We start from the raw sequence: 2911 nt of genomic DNA, 5'->3' as shown, positions 1-2911 counted from the left end.
TGACCTTTTTTCGGCCAAAAAACAACCTCAAATACCATCATTAATTACCCGGGTTTTACCCGGGGCAAATACCACTTCGTGAATTCAATCACTTCGTGATTTTCTCTGTGATTCATTTTAAATTATAAATTTTTCATTCATAATTTCTTACTCATTGATTACGTCTCGGCTCTCGCTTCTCGTCTCTCGCTTTTTAAATCTCCCTATTCATTTCTAATAGATTCTACTGGATTAGCCCTAGCTGTTTTCAAGGATTGGAAAGTAACTGTTAAATACGCTACACCCACAGAAATGGCTGCAGCCCCTAGGAAGAAGTCCCATGAGATAGGTATTTTATAAGCAAACTGAGAAAGCCATTCTGACATGAGATAATACCCTAGTGGTAAAGCTATTAAGAGAGAAAAAACTACAGGGACAAGAAATTCACCCGATAGCTGATTGACAATCTTAGAAATAGAAGCACCCAAAACCTTTCTTATGCCTATTTCCTTTTTCCTGGATTCTGCTGTGAAAATGGAAAGTCCCAATAAACCCATAGCTGAGATAATCAGTGTCAACAAGGCAAAAAACCCGAGAAGGTTTCCTGTTTTCTCCTCTTGCTTGTATTGGGCTATGATTGAATCTTCAAGAAAGTTGATATCAAAAGGAAGGCCAGCATTTATATTTTCCCATTTGCTTTTTACATCTGTAATCATCAATTCATCAAAAGCTTTATCACCCTTTACCACCAAGTACCTACTCCCATCGAATGCATCATTAATTGCCGGAAGGTATACTGTTGGAGAAATACCTACCCTAAGGTCTTGTGTATGATAGTCTTTTACTACACCTATTACATTACCCTTGTAATTGGAATAAAGCTGTCCGTTTTCTTCTGTAAAGACGCGCAAATCAGCACCTATAACAGATTCAAGATCATTGTTCATCCATTTCACCGCAGACTCATTAATAATCATGCCCACTCCATCCAATGCCGGGAATTGTTCCCGAATCATGGATTTTATGCCCTTATCATTGAATTCATCCGAAAATTCCCTTCCAGACAGCATTGGGATTCCCAGTGCTTCGAAATAATTCTTGTCTATATATTGCACTCGTAGAAATTCCATTTCTCCTGGAGGCATACCTGGGTAATCTACAGATGGTCCCCATCCGGGTTGGATTCCAGGTTGGTCACTGGTCAACCTGACTGAGGATATACCGTTGATTTTTTCCAGTTCCTGCTTTAGGACAACACTGTTCTCATTTTTGGTTCCTAGTCTTATGGTCAATATGTTTTCAGGCTCAAATCCCATGGATGATTGAGTCATGAAACCGTGTTGAAAGTAAGCCACTGTGGCACAAAAAACCAGAAGGGTAGAAAGCACAAACTGAAAGACGACCAGACCCTTTCTTATGTAACTCTTCCCACTCCTGACAGGCGATTGTTTCAGTATCATTTCAGGATTTAAGCCTGATAAGTAAAAGGCAGGAAAAATCCCTGATAACAAAGAAGATGCTATCCATACAAAAAATAATAGCACCTGTAATTCCAGGTCTTGAAAGGGATCGAATGGGATTTCCATTCCCATAGCGGTACGCACTACAGGCAAAGTCAAATAAACCAAACCCAAACCTGAAACCATAGAGATGCCATTGATCACAAGCGATTCTGCCAAAAATTGCCCTATCAATTGGGCCCTTTTTGCCCCATTAACTTTCCGGATTCCTATTTCTTTCATCCGTTTGATTGCCCTAGCGGTGGCAAGATTTACAAAATTGATAGCCGCCAAAATCAAAACAAACAATCCAATTGAAAGAAATATCCAAAGTGTACGCTCCGTTATAATTGGAGTCCAGTCACTTTGCATGGAATCGTCCAAATGTATTTTGGTAAGGGGTTGTAGGTAATGGATGTAGTTTTTGGCTTCTTCTGGATTCCGGTATTTATCGTTGACCTCGACTATCCGTTGGCTCAGCTCCCCAGGAGATATACCTGGTTTTACTTTCGCATAAGTATATACCTGAGGCCACCAAAAACTTCCAAACTCGGCCGTGTAAGGGAAGCCGTTTAATGATTTGAAGCTAGCCATGCCGGTTATGAAATCAAATTTCATATGGGTGTTAGAGGGCAAGTCTTCAAGAACTGCCTTGACTACATAGGCTGTCCCATCCACAAGTAATGTTTTATCAATAGGATTGTCTTTTCCAAAGTATTTAGATGCAGCGGAATAGGTAATGGCCAACTGATTAGGGTTTTCCAATAAGTCATTCCAACTGCCCTGCCTTAATTCAAAATCAAAGACCTGGTCAAAACCAGCATCTGAAAAAATAAAATTATCTTCTCTAAAGCTTTCTTCAGGATTACTCCCTTCCGGATTGGAAATAAAACTGCTGCTCAGATGAACACTTACAGCCTGTTCCAGATCTTCCGGAAAGGCATTTCTCAGCATAGGTGCAACGGCACCTCCTGTCCATGACCAGTTTTCTTTTTGATTGGCTGTCTGAACCACCCTAAAAACCCTCTCACTATCTTGATGAAAAGCATCATAGGACCTTTCATGTTTTACAAAAGCCATTAAAATCAAGCAAGATGCCAATCCAAATGAAAGTCCGAGAATATTGATTAGAGAAAATGACTTTTGCCGAATCAGATTTCTCCATGCGATTATAAAATAGTTTTTAAGCATCTTCTAAAATGGTTAATAATTATCTTTAAAGTTGTCCCCTTCTATTTCGACATTCATTGTCATTATTCGATATTCCGATGGAGGCAGGAATTACAGGAAATTTTTCCCCTTTTCTCCCTGACCCATTTTTACTTTTGGCCTGAAAAGCTTACCTCTCAGGGACTACCTCTTGTTTCGATTTCATTTATATTTCTACTCTATTTCAATTGTATTTCTACCTTATTTCTACTCTATTTCAATTG

General features: G+C 39.3%; 1 protein-coding gene. It reads right to left on the bottom strand.

The window, feature by feature from the left end; translation table 11 throughout:
* Window positions 1–203 precede the first annotated feature (203 nt).
* Window positions 204–2669: an ABC transporter permease gene (locus tag EA341_RS00920; RefSeq protein ID WP_293010798.1), complete on the bottom strand. Its 2466-nt coding sequence runs from the start codon at window positions 2667–2669 to the stop codon at window positions 204–206.
* Window positions 2670–2911 lie beyond the last annotated feature (242 nt).

The organism is Mongoliibacter sp., from assembly GCF_007692705.1.
Taxonomy (GTDB): domain Bacteria; phylum Bacteroidota; class Bacteroidia; order Cytophagales; family Cyclobacteriaceae; genus Mongoliibacter.
This window is presented reverse-complemented; position numbering and strand designations above follow the sequence as displayed.